This window comes from Rhizobium sp. NFR12 (genome assembly GCF_900108545.1).
In the GTDB taxonomy this organism is placed as follows: domain Bacteria; phylum Pseudomonadota; class Alphaproteobacteria; order Rhizobiales; family Rhizobiaceae; genus Neorhizobium; species Neorhizobium soli.
In genome coordinates this window covers 798,387-818,805 of sequence record NZ_FNWM01000001.1, presented here as the reverse complement: position 1 = coordinate 818,805, position 20,419 = coordinate 798,387, and the positions used below count along the sequence as shown (strand labels likewise).

Here is a 20,419-nt window from a genome sequence, read left to right as displayed (position 1 = left end):
AAAGTCTGGCGCACGAGGTTTGATGACGATGATTAAGGCTGTAATTTTCGACATGGATGGCGTGCTGATCGATGCCCGCGAATGGCATTACGAAGCGCTCAACCGCGCGCTGGAACTGTTCGGCTTTACCATTCCGCTGCACGAGCACCTGACCACGTTCGACGGCCTGCCGACCCGCACCAAGCTGCAGATGCTGACCTCCACCCGCGGCCTTCCGGAATCCCTGCACGGCTTCGTCAACGAGATGAAGCAGCGCTATACGACCGAGCTGATCCACACAAAATGCAAGCCGGTATTTCGCCAGCAATATGCGCTCGCGCGCCTGCGTGGCGAAGGCTACCGTCTCGGCGTCGCCTCGAACTCCATCCGCAGCACCGTCAACCTGATGATGGCGAAGGCCGGCCTTGAGGACTACCTGGAATTCCAGCTCAGCAACGAAGACGTGAGCGTCGGCAAACCCAGCCCGGAAATCTACCTGAAGGCCATCGGCATCCTTGGCCTTGCGCCTGAAGAATGCCTGATCGTCGAGGACAACGACCACGGAATTCGGGCAGCGCGCGCTTCCGGTGCCCATGTCATGGTTGTCAACGACGTGTCCGAGGTGAACTACCAGTCGATCTGCAAGTCTATCGACAAGCTGCAGGCATCGTTCGAGCTTCCGGCATTGCAGGTGGTCGCATGAACATCCTGATCCTCATGGCGGGCGAGCCCCGCATCCTTTCCGCAGACAGCTTCCCGACCCCGCTGGTCGAGGTGGACGGCATGCCGCTGGTGCAGCGCCTGCTAGAACAATGCGCGCGGATCACCGGCCACCGGGTGATCATCGCGATGCAGGAAAAGGAACTGCGCCGCTATCATCTCGACGACGTCGTCCGGCTGATCGATCCGACCGCCGAGATCGTTGCCGTCAAGGACAAGACCCAGGGTGCTGCCTGCACCGCGCTGCTGGCCGCCGGCAGCATCGACAACGACACACCGCTTCTGATCCTCAACGGCGACGAATTCCTGACCGTTCCGATGGAAACCATCATCGCCGATTTCAGCCGGCGCGAGCTCGATGGCGGCACCGTTACCTTCCGGTCGGTCCACCCGCGCTATTCGTTCGTCCGGCTCGACGAGCGCCAGATGGTCGTTGAGGCGGCCGAAAAGCACCCGATCAGCGACAATGCGACGGCGGGCTTTTACTACTTCCGCAAAGGGTCCGATTTCGTCAAGGCAGCCAAGGCCGCGATCCGCAAGGACGCCCGGCACAACGACATGTTCTATGTCTGCCCGGTCTATAACGAGCTCGTCCTCGAGGACAAGAAGATCGGCGTCTACCCGATCGACGCGAAGGACTATCATCCGATCAAATCCGACCGCCAGCTGAGCGAACTGTCGATCTGAGGGCATAAGATGAGCGAAGCTTCCTATAATCTCGACAACATGATCGGCGGCTGGTTCGTCGGCGATTTCGATCCGAGCGTCGTCAAGACCGACGCGTTCGAAGTGGGCGTCAAGAGCTACAAGGCGGGCGATCGCGATGCCCGGCACTACCACAAGATCGCCCGGGAAATCACGCTCGTCGTCTCCGGCCGTGTCCGCATGCTGGACAGGGAATGGGGCGAAGGCAGCCTGATCGTCATCGAGCCCGGCACGGTCAACGCCTTCGAAGCGCTCACCGACGCGACGCTGACGGTGGTGAAGATACCGAGCGCAAAGAACGACAAGTATCTCGTCGACTGACGCAGAATCCCTACGTCTCAACGAACGATATCAGCAGGTTAAGGCTGCCTGCTGAACGGATACCTGCGCGTCGGGCCGGGATATTGCCCGCAAAGCCTTGACGGACGGCTCTGCGTTCGCGACGATCTCCACCCCGCTGAACCACAGCGAAACGCTGGCGAGAGCCCAAAAAAGCTCAGCCGCAAATCATTCGATCGGAGACATTCATGGCCGAACTCTCAACCCAGGCGTTCAATCCAGAAACACTGGCCGAGAGCCTGATCACGCTGCGCAACGAAGGCCGCAAGGCGCCGTCCGCAAGCTTTGCCCTTCCCCAGGATATTGCGGCCGGGATGGCGGCACAGAACGCCGTGGCACAGAGAATCGGCGCCAACGCGAAGATGATCAAGGTCGCGATGTCGACGGACAAGCATCCGGTGATCGCGCCGCTGTTCCCTTACGTCGAGACCACAAGCGAAGCGAAGCTTCCCTACTCCCCCGGCACGCGGTTCGAAGTCGAGATCGCCGTCAAGCTCGGCGCGGATCTACCGGTGAGGTCCGAAGCCTATACAAGGGCGGAAGTGCTGGACGCGGTGGCGGATGCCTATCTCGGCTCGGAACTGCTTGTCACCGCAGTCGAGGAAGGTGGCAGCGTTTCCTTCCCGCTCTACCTCGCCGACCGGATCGGCAATGGCGGCTATGCGCTCGGCCCGAAGGTCCCGAAGACGCTGATCGACACGGTTGGTGGGCTTGTCCTCAAGGTCACCCACGACAGCAGCCCGGTCTATGACGGACCAGTGGCCCATCCAGTCGGAGACGTGCTCGCCTGGCTGGTCGCCTATGCCAATGACGCCACACGCCCGGCGACATCCCTCACCGCAGGCATGGCAGTGACAACAGGTGCGCTCTCGGGCGCGATGCCGCTGCCCGGCGCCGGACGCGTGGTCGTGGAACTCGAAGGCGGTTATCAGATGAGCGTCCTGCTCTCGGCATAACCGGAAATCTGCAGCACGCGACCCCAAGGCTCGCGTGCTGCCTTCACGACGTGAGGACTACGGGCAGGTGTTGACCGGTGCTGCCTTCACGATCGGGAAGCAGCCCTTCCACTGTTCGGTGCGGGCCGGCCATGGCGTCAGCGTCTTCGGGCTTTCCTCGAGCTGAAGCACGCCGAGCGCCTGCAGATCCTTCACCCGGCCGTCGAGATATTCCTTGATCACCGAGATCTTGCCGTCCTTCACATGGGCGATCCAGACATCATTGACGACCTGGCGGTTGCCGCGCTGGAACGTGCGGAATTGCAGCTCGACAGCGATGCGGCCGGTCGTCGTATCGATAAAGAACGCGTCCTCCGGAAGGTAGATGCTCGTATCCTTGGCCGCCTTGCAGAACGTGTCGAGGTCGGCCAGCATCTTGTCGCGACCGGTGATGCTGCTGGTCGGGTAGGAGAATGCCACGTCCTCCGTAACGGCATTCGTCATCAGTTCGCGATTGCAGGACGCCCAGGCGGAGGCGAGGTCGAAGACCAGGTTCTCCATGGCGGCACGCGCGGGATCGGTGGACGGCGTGCCCGCGAAGGTGACACCGGGACGGATGTCCGCGGCTTGAGCCGAGCCGACGGAGGCGACGACGAGAGCGGCGGAAAGCGTTTTGAGCACGAAGCTGCGAAGATGGAAGGTCATTACGAGTTCCCCGGTTTGTTCGTTTATCGAACTTGTGTTCGGATATAAGTAGAAAAGCGCAAATTCTAGTGCAGCGCAATATCACCGCACTGATTTCCGTCAGGACACTCCGAGTGCCGCCTCCGCAACATTGCGCATCAGGCAGGCCGTTGTAACCGGGCCGATGCCATCGGGCACATGCGTCACCGTGACGTTGCGACCGGCGATCGCGTCGAGATCGACATCACCGACAAGTCCGGCCGGGCCGCGATTGATCGAGACATCGAGAACGATCGCGCCATCGCGAAGATGCTCCGACCCGATCAACCCGGCAACGCCCGCAGCCGTCACGACGATATCGGCGCGGCGCGTATGAGCCGCCAGATCCCGTGTCGCCGCATGCGCAATCGTGACGGTCGCCTCAGCGTCAAGCAGCAGGTTGGCGAGCGGTCGACCGACGATGCGCGATGCGCCGACCAGCACGATCTCGCGCCCTTTGAGCGACCCAGCCAGCGCCTGCGCCATCAGAAAACAAGCCCTCGCCGTCGCCGGGGGACGGGTCACGGCGCCGAGCGCCAGGTCACCGGCGTTGAGTGGATGCAGTCCGTCCACGTCCTTGCTCTGCCCGATCAGAAGCGCAGCCGTCCGCGCATCCATGCCCGCCGGCAACGGATAGAGTGTCGCGACTGCGTCGATCTCGGCCAGAACCGCCAGTTCCTCCAGCCGCGCCGTGAGCCTCCCGACATCCGACGGATAGGTTTCGAGCTGCAGGTCTATGCCGACCTCCTGCGCGCTGACCTGCTGCCGACGCGCATACGCGGCCATTCCGGGATTGCTGTCATCGAGCAGCACGACGCAGCGAACCGTCCGGCCGCTTGCCGAAATGCGCCGGCGTGTTTCGGTATTGATCCCGGCTGCAATTTCAAACCCGGTGACGATCTCAAGCATGTAACTTCCCTAGAGTGTGGAGCCGATCTGCCCGGCGCAGATTTTCAGCCGTGCCGCCATCTCGGCCAGCGCCGCCTCGTCATACTGCCCATGCTCGAAGATAATCGACACGGCACCGACGACCTCGCCGATGCCGGGGTGAAACACGGGGGCCGCCAGCGACGCGACGCCGCTGACATATTCGCTGTCCGTCAGCGCATAGCCGCGCTCGCGGATCTGTTTCAGCGCCTCCTCCAGACGATCCCGCTGGGTCTCGGTCTGGTCGGTATGGGCCGAGAAGGCGGCGCCGTCGAGGATCGCATCGAGCCGGACGGTATCCAGGAATGCGAGGATCGCCCGCCCCGAAGCTGTCGGCAGCAACGGCACCCGCGTGCCGGTCGTGACACGGTTGAGCGTGAATTTCGAGGGTAGGAACGCATGGGCGACATAGACGGCATCCGTCTCGTCCAGCATCGCATAGGACACGGACTCGCCGACCTCCTGCGCCGCATTGCGCAGCACCGGCTGGATGATCTGCGGAATGCCCCGGCCCTCGATGAAGCCCTGGCTCAGCCGCAGCACATGCGGGGTCAGCTCATAGCGGCCGCGATCGCAGGCGAGATAGCCGAGCTGCTCCAGCGTCCGCACCAGCCGCCGTGCGACGGCGCGGTTGAGCTGGACCTTGTCGGCAATCTCGGTGATCGTAATGGCCCGATCCTTCGCGTCGAAGGCGAGCAGGACGGCCAGCCCCTTGGCGAAGGTCAGCGAGACTTCCTTGTCGTTTTCATCCAGCACCGGCGCTCCTTCCAGACCCGAGGGTAAACCCAGTTCTGCCTATCTTTTCCGCACCGCAACATTTTTCACCTTGACGAACCGGCGGCTTCCGTTACGATTTAGCGAACAATTGCTCGATAAGCGAACAAACCATGTCGTTTCAGTTTTGGCAAGACCTCAAGACCACCGATTTCGCAGCCATCGACAGAGGTCGCGCTGTCGCGGTCCTGCCTGTCGGCGCGACGGAGCAGCACGGCCCGCACCTGCCGCTCGCCACCGATAGCATCCTGGCTGAGCGCATGGCGATCGAGGCGGCCCAGCGTGTCGAGGATGCAGACGTCTACATCCTTCCTACCATCGCTTACGCGAAATCCGACGAGCACCTCTCCTTTCCCGGAACGCTGACGCTCGATGCGGCGACGCTGCTGGCATCCCTCACCCAGATCGGTCACGGCGTTGCCCGCGCCGGCTTCCGCAAGCTGGTGTTTCTGAATGCCCATGGCGGCAACGTTCCGGTTCTCCAGATCGCGGCGAGAAGCCTGCGGCTGGAAACGGAGCTGTTCGTGGTGTCGGCAGGATGGATCTCGATGGGCTTTCCGCCGGGTCTCGTCTCACTGCTCGAACAGCGCGACGGCATCCATGGCGGACTGGTCGAAACCGCGGCCATGCTGCATTTCCGGCCGGATCTGGTCGAGATGAGCGAAGCCCGCAATTTCGTGCCGGCCTCGGCAGCCGTCGCCGAGAACAACGAGGTCCTTCGCCTGCTCGGCCCGATCAGCGCCGGCTGGGTCGCGGAGGACCTGCACCCGGCAGGCGTCGCCGGCGATGCCGCGTCCGCAACGCTAGAGATCGGCGCCGCCATCGTTGCCCATGCGGCAACCCGCTACGCCAAGCTTCTGGACGAGGTCGCAGCGCATCCGGGAATGCCTGCCATCGGGATACAGCCGCTATGAGTGCCGTTATCCCGCCATTCGGCGACGCGCCGCTCACCATCCACAATCTGCGTGCACCCGCAGCGCTGGTCGATGGCCTTCCCCACCACGCGGCAGACAGCCGCAGCGGCCTCGTCACTTTCGACGTGACGATCCGCGATGGTCGTTTCCATGCGCCCACCTCAAGCGAGCGCGAGTGGGATGCGCAGGGCCGCCTCGCTTTGCCCGGCTTCATCGACATGCACGTCCATCTCGACAAGGCTTTCACTTCCGAGCGAACCGGCTTTTCCGACAACGGCCTTGCCGGCGCGGTCGAACTGGCGATGGCCGACGCGCCAAACCGAACGGTCGAGGATATCATGCAGCGCATGGACCGCGCACTCGTGAGGGCCGAACAGCACGGCACGGTCGCGTTGCGCACCCATCTCGATACGTTCGAGGAACCCGAAAACAGCCCCGCCTGGATCGCCTTTGGCGAAATCCAGTCCGCCTGGAAGCACCGGCTGACCCTGCAGGCGGTCGCCCTGATGGCGCTGTTTCGGGTGGAGCAGGACGGTTTCGATCGCCGCTGCGCGCAAATCGCCAAGCGCGGCGGCGTGCTCGGCGGCTTTATCGGACCGGGCAGCGCCACGCCGGAGCGGATCGACCGCCTGTTTCTGGCAGCCGCACGACACGGGCTGGACCTCGATCTTCACGTGGACGAAACGACGGACGCGTCCGCTGACGGCCTGTCGCTCGTCGTGGAGACGGCCCTGCGGCACAAGTTTGCCGGGCGCATCGTCGCCGGACATTGCTGCGCGCTGGCGATGAAAGACGAACCCGAAGCGCAGGCCCTGATCGCCGGCATTGCCGAAGCCGGCATCCATGTCGTCGCGCTGCCGCTCACCAACGGCTTCCTGCAGGACCGCAAGCCTGGCCGCACGCCCCGCCTGCGTGGCCTTGCGCCGGTCACCGAACTGCGCGCCGCCGGCGTCAACGTCGCCTTTGCCTCGGACAATGTGCAGGACGCATTCTACCCCTACGGCGATTTCGACATGCTGGATGTGATGCGCCAGGCGCAGCTCCTTGGCCAGCTCGAAGGCGATCCCGCCGGCTGGGCCAAGGCCTGCAACGCAGGACCAGCGACCGCCATGGGAGTTGAAGACGGAGGCATGATCCGCGCCGGCGGACCGGCGGATGCGATCATCTTCGAGGCAACCGGCTGGACCGACCTCTTCTCCCGCACGAACACCGCCCGCACGGTTTTGCGCAACGGCAAACCCTTGGGGATCGAGACTGCCGAAGCGGCAGGTATCGAACGGAGGCGCGCGTGAGTGCAGATATGACGACCTGCCGGGCAGCTCTCGCCCGGTTCGACATCGACGACAATCCGCGCACGGTGCAGCAGAAAAGCCGGGACTTCTACTGGTACAGTCCGGTCCTGAAGGATCTTTTGCAAGACGTCTGCGGCGATCTGGTGGTTGCTCCCCGCAGCGAGGCCGAGGTGATCGAGATCCTTTCGATCTGCCACCGCTGCAACGTGCCCGTCACTGTCAGAGGTGCCGGAACCGGCAATTACGGCCAGTCCATGCCGCTGCAGGGCGGCGTCGTTCTGCATATGAAACACATGAACGTGGTCGTTCGCATCGGTGACGATCATCTCGTTGCCCAAGCCGGCGCCGTCATGGCGGATCTCGAACTGGCGGCACGCGAAAAGGGTCTGGAAATCCGCCTGTTTCCCTCCACCACGGCAACTGCGACGCTGGGCGGTTTCATCGCCGGCGGATCGAGCGGTGTCGGCGCCATCCGCTGGGGCGGTCTGCGCAATCCCGCCAACATCTGCCGCCTGCGGCTTGTGACGATGGAGGCAGAGCCCCGCGTCCTCGACCTTGTCGGCGACGACATTGCCAAGGCGGCACACGCCTACGGCGTCAACGGCGTCATCACCGAAATCGAGATCCCGGTCGACCCGGCCGGAGACTGGGTCGACGTGCTGATCGGCACACCCGATTTTGCAGCCGCAAACCGGCTCGCCTTTCGTCTCGGAGAAGATGACGCGATCACGCTCCGCATGCTCTCGACCTTCGAAAGCGCCATCCCCGATCGCTATTTCACCCGGCACGCACCGTTCCTGAAATCCGGCGAAGCGCTGATCGCGGTCATGGTCGCAAGGCAGGATCTCGATAGGCTGGTCACCGCGGTCGACGACACCGCCGGCGCCTCCATCCGCTTCCGCGCCGACCGCGATGGTGACGGCATGCGCCTGCCGCCGGCCTATGAGCTGGCCTGGAACCACACGACGCTTCGAGCGATCAAGATCGATCCGTCGATCACCTACCTGCAGATGATGCTGCCGCAGGACGATCTCTACGGCGCGATCGACCGCATCGCCGAGACATTCGGCGACGAGCTGATCCTGCATTTCGAATTCACCCGGTTTTCCGGCAAGGTCGCCGCGGTCGCCATGCCGCTGCTGCGCTACGAAAGCGCTGAGCGGCTCGAAGAGGTGATCGAGATCCTCGAGGTGAGGCTGGGCGTCACCGTGTTCAACCCGCATCGGGTAACGCTCGAGGAAGGCGGCATGAAACGTACCGATCCGGCCCAGCTCGAATTCAAGCGCCAGACGGATCCGAAGGGCCTTCTCAACCCCGGCAAGATGATCGCCTGGACGCATCCTGACTGGGTCCCCGCTCCCGGCCGCATCTTCCTTTTCAACCGATAACGAGAATTTTGGACCGATGAAGGTACATGTCATTTACGCCCACCCGCTGAAGGAAAGCCTCGCCTCGCGCCTGCACGATACGGTCGTCGCGAGCCTGCTCGAGGCCGGGCATACGGTGGACGACCTGGATCTTTATGCCGAAGGGTTCGATCCGGTTCTGTCGGCGGAAGATCGGCGAGACTATCACGACCTTTCTATCAATCGCAGCCGCGTCGCGCCCTATGTCGACCGGCTGATGTCCTGCGATGCGCTGGTTCTCTGCCATCCCGTGTGGAATTTCGGCTGGCCGGCGATCCTCAAGGGGTATTTCGACCGGGTCTTCCTCCCCGACGTCTCGTTCAATCTACAGGACGGGCAGCTTTCGCCGGGACTTACCAATATCCGCAAGCTCGCAACCGTCACCACCTATGGCTCGAAACGCTGGCGTGCGATGGTTCTCGGCGATCCGCCACGCCGCAACGCCACCCGCTTCCTGCGCGTCGTCTGCAATCCGCGGGTAAAAGTGAAATATCACGCGCTCTACGATATCAACAACGTCACCAATGAGCGCACGGAGGCCTTCATCGCGCAGGTCCGCACGTCCATGCTGCGGTTTTGAGAGACGGTTTTGAGATGAGAAAAGGGGATTTGTCATGACGGGATCGCCGACAGTCGCCGCCACCGATATTGGTGCACGTCCCCATCCGCCCCTGCCCGGCGGCAATGCCGTCGTGTTCGAAAAGGTCTCCATGACGTTCCCGGATGGAACGGAAGCGCTCTCCGATGTCGACCTTGCTATCGGCCATGGGGAGTTCGTGTCGATCGTCGGCCCGTCCGGCTGCGGAAAATCGACGCTGCTGCGGATCGCGAGCGGCCTGTCGAGCCACAGTTCCGGCGATGTCTGGGTCGATCGGCAACAGCTCGGCTACACGTTCCAGGATGCGACCCTGCTGCCATGGCGGCGCGTGCAGGGGAATGTAGAGCTGCTGATGGAGCTGCGCGGGTACCCGGCCGCCAAACGCCGCGAAATCGCGAAGGAAAAGATCGAGCTCGTCGGCCTTTCCGGCTTCGAGGCCCATTATCCGCGAAGGCTTTCCGGCGGCATGCGGATGCGCGCCTCGCTGGCGCGGTCGCTCGCGCTCAATCCCAACGTCTTCATGTTCGACGAACCGTTCGGCGCGCTCGACGAAATCACCCGCGAACGGCTGAACGACGAGGTGATCGACCTCCATTGCCGCGAAGGTTTCACCGGCATCTTCGTCACCCACTCCATTCCCGAGGCCGTCTACATGTCGAGCAAGGTCGTGGTGATGTCGCGCCGTCCCGGCCGCATCATCGATACGTTCGACATCGGCTTTCCCTTCCCGCGCCAGCCGGACCTGCGTTACGAGCCGGAATTCTCGAAACTGTGCGGAGCGGTATCGCGTGCCCTTCGCCATGCCATAGAGGCTTGAGCGCCATGTCGGATCCTATTGTCGCCGCTTACAAATCCCCGCCGCTGAAGGCCCAGGTCGAACGCTACAGTCCCGTCCCGCTTGCACCGGCACCAAGCGTCGGCCGCCGTCTCGTCTTGAGCGTCGCACCGCCTGTCCTCCTCGGCATCCTGATCGTCGCAGCCTATGCCCTGATCCGGGCCGACCTTCCGGCCCATCGCCAGTTCCTGATGCCGAGTGCGGAGGGCCTGTGGAGCCAGGCATTCGGCATTGCAGCCTTCCGCTCTGAGCTGCTGATGCGGGCGCTGACCACGATCTCCATCGCCATCACGGGGCTCGCGGTCTCTATCCCCGTCGGCATCATGCTCGGAATCGTCATGTTCCGCGTCTATGCGCTGGAGAAGGCGGTCTTCCCCTATCTCGTGGCGCTGCAGTCGATCCCGATCATGGCGATCATTCCGCTGATCCAGAGCGCGCTCGGCTTCGGCTTTCTGCCCAAGGTGCTGATCGTCGCGCTGTTCACCTTCTTCGCCATTCCAACGACGCTGCTGCTTGGCCTCAAAAGCGTCGATCGCAACATTCTCGAACTGTTCAAGCTGCAGAATGCCTCCTGGTGGGTGATGCTGCGCAAGGCCGCGCTGCCCTCTGCGGCACCGACGCTGTTTGCGGGCTTGCGGATCTCCGGCAGCCTCGCGGTCATCGCCGCGATCGTTTCAGAACTGTTCTTCCTGTCCGGCAAGGGAGGCCTCGGACAGCTGCTGATGAACGCCAAAATCGATTTCAAATACGAGCAGATGTATGCCGCGCTGATCGTCGCCTCTGCCCTGTCGATCACCGTCTACCTGTCCTTCAACTGGCTCGGGAACCGGCTGTTTGCGCATTGGCACGAATCGAGCGACAGGCAACGCTGACACCGCCGCTGAACTGACCTAGAAAAAAAGCAATCAGGGGAACAAAAATGACAAATAAACTGACTGCCACACTGACCACCGCAGTGGTGATCGCCACGTTCGCAACGGCCTTGTCTACAAATGGCGCGACCGCCGGCGAGTTCGCCAAGAGCCGCTACAAGACGCCGCTCGCCGATGTCTGCCCCAGCCCGTTCATCATCCAGAAAGACTGGCTGGCCCAGGCCGAGCAAGGTCCGCTCTATCAGCTGATCGGCTCGGGCGGGGAGATGACGTCAGGCCAATATACCGGTCCCCTCGGCTCGACCGGCATCGAGCTGACCATCCTCGAAGGTGGCGGCGGGCTTGGCATGGGCGATGGCGAGACTGCCTATTCGGCGCTTTACATGGGCAATTCCAAGGCCGGTGTCACGCCGCATCTCGGCTATCAGGAACTGGACAACGCCTTTATCTTTTCCAAGCGCTTCCCGGTTGTCGGCGTCATGGCACCGCTCGATATCGCGCCGACGGTTCTCCTGTGGGACAAGGCCACCTATCCTGACGGCTTCAAGTCGATCGCCGATCTCGAGACCTTTGCAGAGAGCGGCAAGGGCAAGATCTACGTCTCGACCATCAAGCGCACCTTCGGTCTCTACCTCGTCGAGCAGGGCGTCCCCGCGGATGTGTTCGTCGAGGGCTATCGCGGCGACGGCGAGAATTTCGTCACCAACAACGGCACATGGCTGAACCAGGGTTTTGTCACCAGCGAAGTCTACAAGTTCGAGCACGGCAACAACTGGGGCAAGCCGATCGGCTACCTCAACATGAACGACCTCGGCTATCGCAACTACACCGGCATGCTCTCCGTCGCGACGGCTAGAATGGAAGAGCTTGCACCGTGCCTCGCAAAGCTCGTCCCGCTTCTGCAGCAAGCAACTGCCGACTATGCCAAGGATCCGGCCGAGGCAAACAAGGTGATCGTCGACTTCAACGCTGCCGGTCACGCTGCCAGCTGGTGGAAGACCGCGCCGGAGCTGATGGCCTATGCCGCAAAGACGATGGTCGACACCGGCATTATCGGCAACGGCCCCAACGCGACGATCGGCGATTTCGACATGGACCGCGTCGCCGAGATGCTCAAACTGGTCAAGCCGCGTTTCGACGAGCGCGCCGACCCGGATGTGAAGCCGGATCAGGTCGTCACCAACCGCTTCATCGATCCCTCGATCGGGCTGAAATGAGCGTGACCCTGCCGAGAACGACCGCAACACTGCTGGACGGCGAAGCTCTCGCCGCCCGGCTGAGGCGCGAGATGGCAGCGCAGGTTGCCGGTCTCCGCGCGCGCGGCATTGCGCCGAAGATGGTGACGGTGCTGGTGGGAGACGATCCGGCCAGCGCCACCTATATCGGCCGAAAACATGCAGACTGCGTCGAGGTCGGTATCGAGGCCATCGACCTGCGCCTGCCCTCGGATACGACCACCGAAGCCCTGCTCGAACGGATTGCCGCTGTGAACGCCGATCCCGCCATCCATGGCCTGATGGTGCAACTGCCGCTGCCGGATCAGATCGACGAGATAAGGGTGATGACTGCCGTCTCACCAGCCAAGGATATCGACGGCCTGCATCCGCAGAACCTCGGCCTTCTCATGGCGGGAAAGCCCGGCCTGCTGCCCTGTACCCCGGCCGCGATCCTCGCGCTTCTGCAGGACAATGCCTTTCCGCTTGCCGGACGCAGGGTGGCGATAATCGGCCGCGGCCAGCTCGTCGGGCGACCGCTCGCGATGCTCCTCTCGGCCAAGGGAATCGATACGACGGTAACCCTGCTGCATAGCGGCTCTCGGGATATCGCCGAGGAAGTCAGGCGCGCCGATATCGTCATCGCCGCCCTCGGCCAGCCCGGTTTCGTCACCGCAGACATGGTCAAGCCCGGTGCCGCCGTCGTCGGCGTCGGCATCAGCTACGGCACGGACGGTTCCATGGTCTCGGATGTAGCGGCCGATGTCACTGATGTCGCAGGCTGGGTAACGCCGCCGCAGGGTTCGGTCGGCGCGCTCACCCGTGCGATGCTCTTGCGCAACCTGCTGCAGATCGCCGCCGCCTAGACTGGTTCACATCAGGAACTGGATATGCAGCCGGCCGTGATGCGGCGAGGTCGAGACATGGGCTTCAACCCCGAACACGTCTGCGATCATCTTCTCGGTCAGAATATCGACCGGCGAACCGCAGGCGACCAGACGTCCTTCGGAAAGCACCGCGATCACGTCGCAGAACCGGGCGGCGAGGTTGAGATCGTGGATCGCGACGACCGTCGTCAGCGGCAGCTCCGAGACAAGCCGCAGGATGTCGATCTGGTGCTGGATGTCGAGATGGTTGGTCGGTTCGTCGAGGATCAGCACCGCCGGCGACTGTGCGAGCGCCCGGGCCAACTGCACGCGCTGACGCTCGCCCCCCGACAGCGTATGCCAGAACTGCTCGCGGCGATCGTCCAGCCCGACGCGGACCAGTGCCTCGGTCACGATCCGGTCGTCCTCTTGCGTCCACGGCGACAGCGCCGACCGGTACGGCGTGCGTCCAAGCCGGACCACGTCGATGACGGTAACATTCGCCTCGGTTGCCGAATGCTGTTCGACGACTGAAACCCGCTTGGCAAGCTCGCGCCGTGCGAAACCGCTCATCGGCTTTCCATCCAGCGTGACATTGCCGGCGGCGGGTGGCCGGAGACCTGCGAGAAGTCGGATCAGCGACGACTTGCCGGAACCATTGGGCCCGATCAGCCCGAGCGTCCGGCCCTCATCGACCGAAACCGTGACGCCATCGACGATCACCTTGCGCCCGGCAAGCCACCGGACGGCAGTTGCGGCCAGGACCGGGGCGGAGACGGGGTCGGACGTCATGCGACCCTCCTTGCCCGGTAGAGAATGACGCAGAAAAAGGGAACGCCGACCAGCGCGGTTACCACCCCGATCGGCAGGATCTGCGGTGCGATGACGATGCGCGAGACGATATCGGCAAGCACCATGAACAGCGCCCCGATCAGCGCACAGGCCGGCAAAAGCCGGATATGGCCAGGGCCTACGATGAACCGGGCGGCATGTGGAATAACGAGCCCGACAAAGCCGATCGCGCCGACCATGCTGACGATCGTCGCCGTCATCAGCGCCGTGACAAGCAGCAGCAGCACCCGGACCCGCCGGACGGCGATGCCGAGCGAACGGGCCGCATCCTCGCCGAAGGTAAACGCATCGAGCGCCCGCGCATGCCAGATGCAGACGATGAGCCCGACGGTGACGACCGAAGCGGCAAGCGTCACCTCCGGCCAGCGGACGCCGGCAAGGCTGCCGAGCAGCCAGAACATCACGCTGCGCGCCTGTTCGGCATTGGCAGACGTCGAGACGATGTAGGAGGTCAGCGCGTTGAACAATTGCGAGGCGGCAACGCCCGCAAGAATGGTCCGGTCCGCCGTCTGGCGTCCGCTCGACAGCATCACCACGAAGACAAAGGCGATCAGCGCGCCGACAAAGGCTCCGGCGGAAAGCGAGATCGCGCCCGCGCCAAACCCGAGCAGCATGACGCTGACCGCACCGGTCGATGCTCCAGCCGAAATGCCGAGAACATACGGTTCGGCCAGCGAGTTCCGCAGCAGCGACTGCAGGATCGCCCCCGACAGCGCCAGCCCGGCGCCGCAAAATGCCGCGACAAGTGAGCGCGACAGGCGATAATCCCAGATCACCGCTTCCTGAATGCGCGGCAAGGCCACGGCCGTAAAGCCGAGCCGGTTTGTCACCGCAGCGATCGTCGTCTCCATGGGAATGGTCATTTCGCCGATCGCCACGCCGGCAACGATGGCGACGAGAAGCGCGGCGAGAACGAGGAACACGCCCGCGGCACCCAGTACCCAGCGTCCAGTGCAGGATCGCCTCACGTTAGACGCCCGAACTGATCGGGTGCAGCCGCCATCTCGTCGAAATCAGCAATAGGGAAAGACGTCATCACCCGCCGCGCCTAATTCGCGAGGCCGAAGGACTGGATGCCCCGGGCGAGTGTCTCGATGCCCTCGATCGTGCGGATCGTTGGGTTCATTGACTGCGCGTCCATCATCACGAAACGCTTCTTTCTCACCGCATCCAGCTGGCTGACAACAGGATCGGTTTCGAGGAACTTGATCTTCACAGCCGGATCATCCGCGGCATAGCGGCGACGGTCCATGGTGGCGATGACGATGACGGAGGGGTTGGCCTCAGCAATCGTTTCCCAGCCAACCAGCGGCCATTCTTCTTCCGTCGTCACCACATTGCGGGCACCGATCGTGTTGAGAATATAGGCCGGTGCGCTGTTCTTGCCGGCGATAAAGGCATCGCCCTTGGTTTCCTTGCTGGAATACCAGAAGACGATCGGCAGGTTCTTTAGCTCAACACCCTTGATCGATGCCACGGCCGCGGCTTCGCGTCGTTTCAGGTCTTCGATCAGGGCCGTACCCCTGTCCTCGACGTCGAAGATCTTCGAGAGCTCGGTAATCTCGCGGTAGATCAGGTCCATCTTGAACAGTTCGTTGCGAACGCCGTCCCCGCCATCGACATTGGTCTTGGCGACGCAATCGGCGGGCGAGACATAGGTGTTGATGCCGAGATCGGAAAACTGCTCGCGCTTGCCGACGGACCCCATCGGCCCGACATGCCACTCGAACTCGGCAGCAACCAGATCCGGTTCGAGACTGACGACCGATTCAAAGCTCGGGTCGTTGTCGGCAAGCCGTTTGATCTTCGCATCAACTCCGGCATAGGGCAAAAGCACCGGCCCGACCCAGACGGCAGTGCCCGCCACCTTGTCGGCCAACCCGAGCGAATAAAGCACTTCGGTCATGCCCTGACCGATCGAGACGATCTTCTGGGGCGCGTTCTCGAACGTGACGGAGCGACCGCAATTCTCGATCGTCAGCGGGTAGCTGGTCGGTGCGGCAAAGGCGAATGTGGGAAGTGCCGCAACTAAGGCGGCGATAAGCCCTGATTTCATGTCCTGTCCTTTAATGATCGGAAAAAAGGGCAGGACGACTTGAAGCCGCATCGCGGCTCGACGTCAAAATGGCGCACGAGCGCATTGCTTGCGACATAATCATCTCCCTGCCGGAACCCCTCGTCCGGTGTTGGTTGTCCATGCCACGGCAGGTCTCCTGACTTGCGGCTCGAACGCCTTCCATCGCCTTCCCGATCGGATGATCAGTGGTATCGATGGCTGGCTCGCCGCTTACAGTTGCGAGGGCAGTCGCGGACTTGGCCCGAAAGCCTCACCGCATTCCCTTTTCATCTGCGATTGCAGAACCGTAGCGCCCCAACTGATAGGGAACACGCCGGTGCTTGTCCAGAGCGATCCCCGCGCGATCTCTGCCGTTGCCTAGTGTAATAGTATAACATACCAATTTACGCAACGGTCTATTTTGGATTGGTCACGACCTTCGTGAGGCGCTCAATTCAGGGATGCTGTACATTAAATTGCGATGACATCGCCCTCACCCTACTCCTGCCTCTTTGGCCTGACAGCGCTCTGGTCTATGACCTTGCGGACAGATAGCCTGCGGGGCGATTCGCCGTCCTTCTGGTATGGGACGACCGGAAGGAGCTGAAGGAGACGAAGATGACGGATATTAAGAGCGGCTTGACCGAATTGAAACCGCAGATAACCGTGATCGGTGTCGGAGGCGGTGGCGGTAACGCGATCAACAACATGATCACGGAAAATCTCCACGGCGTGGAATTCATCGCCGCCAATACGGATGCCCAGGTTCTGGCGACATCCAAGGCGTCGCGCCGCATCCAGCTGGGTGCGCAGGTGACCGAAGGTCTCGGTGCTGGCTCGCTGCCGGATATCGGCCGCGCGGCCGCCGAAGAATCGATCGACGAGATCATGGATCATCTCGCCGGCTCGCACATGTGTTTCGTCACCGCCGGCATGGGTGGTGGAACCGGAACCGGTGCCGCGCCAGCGATTGCACGCGCAGCGCGCTCTGCCGGCATCCTGACGGTTGCGGTCGTCACAAAACCCTTCTCGTTCGAAGGGCATCGCCGCATGAAGACGGCCAACGAGGGTATCGAAGCCCTGCGTGAAGCCGCCGATACGGTCATCGTCATTCCGAACCAGAACCTGTTTCGCATTGCCGACGCCAAGACCAGCTTCGCCGACGCCTTCATGATCGCGGACCGCGTGCTTTTTTCGGGCGTCAGCTGCATCACCGACCTGATCGTCAAGGAAGGCCTGATCAACCTCGACTTCGCCGACGTGAAATCGGTGATGAAGGGCATGGGTCGTGCGATGATGGGAACCGGCGAGGCATCCGGCGATGGCCGCGCGCTGATCGCCGCCGAAGCCGCAATCGCCAATCCGCTGCTCGACGACATCTCGATGAAGGGCGCCAAGGGCGTGCTCATCTCGATCTCAGGCGGTACCGACATGACACTGTTCGAAGTCGACGAAGCTGCGAGCCGCATCCGTGACGAAGTCGAAGCCGAGGCCGACATCGTCGTCGGCGCGATCTTCGACAAGAACCTCGACGGCAAGTTCCGCGTTTCGGTCGTCGCAACCGGCCTCAACGGCAACCAGCAGGGCTCTTCGTCCCCGACTGCGCAGTACTAAGACCAGTCTCAGCCAATAAAAAAAGCGCTCCGTGGACATCCGCGGAGCGTTTTTTGTTTGTCGGATCCGAAGAAATCAGCTTCTCGGCTTAAGGTTCTCAGGATCGTAGAGCGGCTTGTAACCGACCGCTGCGACTTCCACCGGGAAGGCCTCGTTGAAATAATCCACCGTCAGTTTCCGGCCGACCTGGCAATGCGACCAGGGCAGATAGGCGAGCGCGATGTTCTTGCCGATCGTCGGGCCGTAGGCGATCGAGGTCGTATAGGAACGCCGTCCAAGGTCGTCGATCAGAACCTCGCCCGTGTCAGGATCCATCACCGGCAGCGAGCCGACCGGATAGCGGGCGACACCGGACGCATCGACATTGTCGGTCATCACGAGCGTGCAGAGCATCGCCGGCTGATGGTCGCGGGCCTTGTATTCGAGATGCTTCGCCTTGCCGCGGAAATCGGCTTCCTTGACCTTCGGACGGGCAAGATCCGCTTCGATCAGGTTGTACTGGGTCAGGAGATCGCCGTTCTGCAGGCGCAGGCTCTTTTCCATGCGGCGTGAGTTGGCATAGGTCTCGACGCCAAAGGCCATCACGCCGGTGGCGCGCAGCGCATCCCAGACGGCAACGCCGTCCTCGTATTTCATATGCAGTTCCCAGCCCTGCTCGCCCACATAGGAGATGCGGAACGCCGTGACATGCTTGCCGGCGATCTCGATAGGCTTGATCGCGGCGAAGGCGAAGTTCTCGACATTGAGACCATCGGGGTCGGCCACGACCTTCTTCAGCGTCTCGCGCGCGTTCGGGCCCCAGATGCCGATGGTGATGAACTTTTCCGAGACATCGGTGATTGTGACGTCGAGGCCACGATCCTGCGCGACACGCTTCATGTAGAGCAGGTCCCGCGGCCCGGCATCGGCGCCGTTGACGAGACGGCCGCGATCAGCCAGGCGGAAGACGGTGAAATCGGCCCGCACCATGCCCTCGTCGTCGAGGAAGTGGGTGTAGATGCCCTTGCCGATATTACCGTCGCCGCCGATCTTGGCCGCACACAGCCATTCGAGCAGCTCGACATGATCGGGCCCCTCTATATCGACCATGTGGAAATGCGAGAGGTTGACGATGCCGCAATCCTCGCTCATCGCCAGATGCTCGGCATTCGACACGCGCCAGATGTGGCGGCTGTCCCACTCGTTTTCGCGCGTCGGAACCCGGTCGCCGTATTTCTCCAGCAGATGCTCGTTGGCGGCGTAACCGTGGGCACGCTCCCAGCCGCCGAGCTCCATGAAGTAACCGCCCAGTTCCTTTTCGCGATCGTGGAACGGCGAGCGCTTGGCGCCGCGGCCCGTCGCATAGGGTTCGCGCGGATGAACGGCCGGGAAATAGATCTTCTGGGCAGCCTCGAAGGTGCGGCCCTCGATGAACTCTTCCGTCAGCTGATGCGGATAGAAGCGCGCATAATCAATCGAGTTGTGGTCGATCTCGGTGCGGCCATCGGTCATCCAGTCGGCGATCAGCTTGCCATAGGCCGGGCCGTCCTTGACCCAGATGGCAACGCAGTACCAGAGCCCGCGCACCTTCTGGCTTTCGCCGCAGGAGGCACCGCCGCCGGCCGACACCTGCAAGAGACCGTTGAACGAATGCCCTTCGTTATAGCCGAGCTCGCCAAGGATCGGCGTCAGCTCGATCGCCTTTTCCAGCGGCTCGATGATCTGTTCCATGTCGAGATCGCGCTGCGACGGCGACAGCCGCGCTTCGTGCTTCTCAAGAATGTCGCGGGGATGACAGAGGCGCGGATGGGTGGTCTCGTAATAACCCCACTCGATCTGCCCGCCTTCGGTCGTCTTCGGATCGCCGGTGTCGCGCATATAGGCCGAATTGCCCTGGTCGCGCAAAAGCGGATAGCCGATTTCCTTGCCGGTGCCTTCGAACTCGTTATAGGGCCCGAAAAAGGTCAGCGGATGATCGACCGGCATGACCGGCAGATCCTCGCCCGCCATCTCGGCAATCAGCCGGCCCCAGATGCCGGCGCAGACGACGACATGGTCGGCCATGATCGTGCCGCGGTGGGTGACGACGCCCTTGATGCGGCCGCCCTCGATAATCAGAGACTGCGCCGCCGTATTGCCAAATACCTTGAGCTTTCCGGCTTTTTCGGCGGCGTCCACCAGCTTGCCGGCGACAGTCTGCGAGCGCGGAATGACAAGGCCTGCATCCGGATCGAACAGACCGCCCTGCACCTGATCCTCTTCGATCAGCGGGAACATCGCCTTGATCTCGGACGGCGAGACGTAATGCGCCCGGGTGCCGAAGGCCTTGGCAGAGGTCAGCTTGCGCTTGATCTCTTCCATCCAGGCATCGTCGCCGGTGCGCGCGACTTCGAGACCGCCGATGCGGGCGTAGTGCCCCATCTTCTCGTAGAAATCGATCGAATACTGGGTGGTCCAGACCGACAGGTAGTCATGGCTGGTCGTGTAGCAGAAGTCCGAGGCATGCGCGGTCGACCCGATATCGGTCGGGACCCCAGACTTGTCGATGCCGACGATATCATCCCAGCCGCGCTCGACAAGGTGGTGCGCGATCGACGCACCGACGATGCCACCGAGCCCGATGATGACGACCTTAGCCTTTTGCGGAAATTCTGCCATTGCATGCCCCAACCGAGTGAAGCCGCGATACTAGAGGGACAGACGCGCCAGGTCACCTCAGATTACGACATCAAAAACTGTTGCAGCGCCACGCACGCCCGAAGAGGTATATGAGGAACTTCTTGGCCCCTTCTCCTGTTTAGCACTCGATAAAATGGTAA

General features: G+C 62.5%; 20 protein-coding genes and 1 riboswitch. Of the genes, 13 read left to right on the top strand and 7 right to left on the bottom strand.

All coding sequences use genetic code 11. The features are described from left to right. The first annotated feature begins 22 nt into the window (after positions 1-22). From BLW69_RS03915 to BLW69_RS03900, 4 genes are all read left to right on the top strand, one after another. A complete protein-coding gene (locus BLW69_RS03915; protein ID WP_092660049.1) occupies positions 23-682 on the top strand; it encodes an HAD family hydrolase in 660 nt (219 codons plus the stop codon). Next, entirely contained in the window at positions 679-1,386 is a 708-nt protein-coding gene (locus BLW69_RS03910) for a glycosyltransferase family 2 protein (protein WP_092660047.1), read from the top strand. Before BLW69_RS03915 ends, BLW69_RS03910 begins: the two co-directional genes overlap by 4 nt. A 9-nt stretch (positions 1,387-1,395) precedes the next feature. Beyond that, a complete protein-coding gene (locus BLW69_RS03905) occupies positions 1,396-1,725 on the top strand; it encodes a cupin domain-containing protein (RefSeq protein WP_092660045.1) in 330 nt (109 codons plus the stop codon). A 206-nt stretch (positions 1,726-1,931) separates the two neighbouring features. Beyond that, a complete protein-coding gene (locus BLW69_RS03900) occupies positions 1,932-2,699 on the top strand; it encodes a hypothetical protein (protein WP_092660043.1) in 768 nt (255 codons plus the stop codon). Between the two features lie 57 nt (positions 2,700-2,756). On the opposite strand, the gene BLW69_RS03895 is transcribed toward BLW69_RS03900, so the two are convergent. From BLW69_RS03895 to BLW69_RS03885, 3 genes are all read right to left on the bottom strand, one after another. Next, a complete protein-coding gene (locus BLW69_RS03895) occupies positions 2,757-3,383 on the bottom strand; it encodes a nuclear transport factor 2 family protein (RefSeq protein ID WP_210184902.1) in 627 nt (208 codons plus the stop codon). A gap of 99 nt (positions 3,384-3,482) precedes the next feature. Further along, a complete protein-coding gene (locus tag BLW69_RS03890; RefSeq protein WP_092660041.1) occupies positions 3,483-4,310 on the bottom strand; it encodes a bifunctional 5,10-methylenetetrahydrofolate dehydrogenase/5,10-methenyltetrahydrofolate cyclohydrolase in 828 nt (275 codons plus the stop codon). A gap of 9 nt (positions 4,311-4,319) precedes the next feature. Continuing rightward, positions 4,320-5,084, bottom strand: a complete 765-nt coding sequence (locus BLW69_RS03885; RefSeq protein WP_092660039.1) for an IclR family transcriptional regulator — start codon at positions 5,082-5,084, stop codon at positions 4,320-4,322. A 131-nt stretch (positions 5,085-5,215) separates the two neighbouring features. On the opposite strand from BLW69_RS03885, the gene BLW69_RS03880 reads away from it, so the two are divergent. Genes BLW69_RS03880 through BLW69_RS03845 form a run of 8 tightly spaced genes read left to right on the top strand, consistent with a single transcriptional unit; the run spans position 5,216 to position 13,099 of the window. Further along, positions 5,216-6,016 (top strand): creatininase family protein, encoded by an 801-nt coding sequence (locus tag BLW69_RS03880; RefSeq protein WP_092660037.1) that lies wholly within the window; start codon positions 5,216-5,218, stop codon positions 6,014-6,016. Then, positions 6,013-7,308, top strand: a complete 1,296-nt coding sequence (locus BLW69_RS03875) for a cytosine deaminase (RefSeq protein WP_092660036.1) — start codon at positions 6,013-6,015, stop codon at positions 7,306-7,308. The genes BLW69_RS03880 and BLW69_RS03875 overlap by 4 nt, the downstream gene beginning before the upstream one ends. 8 nt (positions 7,309-7,316) lie before the next feature. Beyond that, a complete protein-coding gene (locus tag BLW69_RS03870; RefSeq protein WP_092660034.1) occupies positions 7,317-8,696 on the top strand; it encodes an FAD-binding oxidoreductase in 1,380 nt (459 codons plus the stop codon). Between the two features lie 16 nt (positions 8,697-8,712). Then, a complete protein-coding gene (locus BLW69_RS03865; protein WP_092660032.1) occupies positions 8,713-9,294 on the top strand; it encodes an NAD(P)H-dependent oxidoreductase in 582 nt (193 codons plus the stop codon). 34 nt (positions 9,295-9,328) lie between these two features. After that, a complete protein-coding gene (locus BLW69_RS03860; RefSeq protein WP_175487239.1) occupies positions 9,329-10,129 on the top strand; it encodes an ABC transporter ATP-binding protein in 801 nt (266 codons plus the stop codon). A 5-nt stretch (positions 10,130-10,134) separates the two neighbouring features. Beyond that, complete coding sequence (locus BLW69_RS03855) at positions 10,135-11,019, top strand: ABC transporter permease (protein ID WP_092660030.1); 885 nt, start codon at positions 10,135-10,137, stop codon at positions 11,017-11,019. 47 nt (positions 11,020-11,066) lie between these two features. Continuing rightward, on the top strand, positions 11,067-12,236 hold the full coding sequence (locus BLW69_RS03850; protein WP_210184901.1) for a hypothetical protein: 1,170 nt from the start codon (positions 11,067-11,069) through the stop codon (positions 12,234-12,236). 2 nt (positions 12,237-12,238) lie between these two features. Beyond that, positions 12,239-13,099 carry a bifunctional 5,10-methylenetetrahydrofolate dehydrogenase/5,10-methenyltetrahydrofolate cyclohydrolase gene (locus tag BLW69_RS03845; RefSeq protein WP_210184900.1) on the top strand — a complete coding sequence of 287 codons (861 nt, stop codon included), beginning with the start codon at positions 12,239-12,241 and terminating at the stop codon, positions 13,097-13,099. 6 nt (positions 13,100-13,105) lie between these two features. Here BLW69_RS03845 and BLW69_RS03840 read toward each other — a convergent pair whose 3' ends face one another. The 3 genes from BLW69_RS03840 to BLW69_RS03830 form a co-directional block, all read right to left on the bottom strand. After that, positions 13,106-13,891, bottom strand: a complete 786-nt coding sequence (locus BLW69_RS03840) for an ABC transporter ATP-binding protein (RefSeq protein ID WP_092660026.1) — start codon at positions 13,889-13,891, stop codon at positions 13,106-13,108. Then, positions 13,888-14,919 carry a FecCD family ABC transporter permease gene (locus tag BLW69_RS03835; protein ID WP_092660024.1) on the bottom strand — a complete coding sequence of 344 codons (1,032 nt, stop codon included), beginning with the start codon at positions 14,917-14,919 and terminating at the stop codon, positions 13,888-13,890. The genes BLW69_RS03840 and BLW69_RS03835 overlap by 4 nt, the downstream gene beginning before the upstream one ends. 80 nt (positions 14,920-14,999) lie before the next feature. Continuing rightward, positions 15,000-16,007: an ABC transporter substrate-binding protein gene (locus BLW69_RS03830; protein WP_092661023.1), complete on the bottom strand. Its 1,008-nt coding sequence runs from the start codon at positions 16,005-16,007 to the stop codon at positions 15,000-15,002. Positions 16,008-16,136: 129 nt separating this feature from the next. Further along, positions 16,137-16,332, bottom strand: a riboswitch (cobalamin riboswitch). Between the two features lie 293 nt (positions 16,333-16,625). Between BLW69_RS03830 and ftsZ the strand changes: the two genes are divergently transcribed. Next, the gene (gene ftsZ, locus BLW69_RS03825) at positions 16,626-17,621 is read left to right on the top strand and encodes a cell division protein FtsZ (RefSeq protein WP_062455086.1); all 996 of its coding nucleotides are present in this window, start codon (positions 16,626-16,628) and stop codon (positions 17,619-17,621) included. Between the two features lie 75 nt (positions 17,622-17,696). Here the strand turns inward: ftsZ and BLW69_RS03820 are convergent, their stop codons facing one another. Then, positions 17,697-20,258 (bottom strand): GcvT family protein, encoded by a 2,562-nt coding sequence (locus tag BLW69_RS03820; protein ID WP_092660022.1) that lies wholly within the window; start codon positions 20,256-20,258, stop codon positions 17,697-17,699. Positions 20,259-20,419 lie beyond the last annotated feature (161 nt).